Annotated in this window: 1 pseudogene; it reads right to left on the reverse strand. The window is 75.4% G+C overall.

The features are described 5' to 3' along the window. Positions 1 to 228, reverse strand: a pseudogene (locus tag KVT14_RS22085) (MFS transporter); the annotation flags it as partial.

The following is a 228-nucleotide window of genomic DNA, read 5'->3' on the forward strand; positions in this document are numbered from 1 at the left end:
CGTGAGCGTCTGGTTGGGCGCGATCACCAGCCCGCTGCCGGCGCCCGCGACCTTCTGCGTCGCCGCCACCACGAAGCCGACGGCGGGCGGGACCACGAACCGGATCGCCAGGTCGGTGCCGATCAGGCCGAGGACGACGAGCACCAGGCCGATGTCGACGAGCGCACGGCCGCGGGTCGCCACCAGCCGGCCGGACCGCTGCGCCGACACCGCGGAGGCGATCGCGGA

Origin of the sequence: Cellulomonas sp. GbtcB1 (assembly GCF_019091725.1) — a bacterium.
Classification (GTDB): Bacteria; Actinomycetota; Actinomycetes; order Actinomycetales; family Cellulomonadaceae; genus Cellulomonas.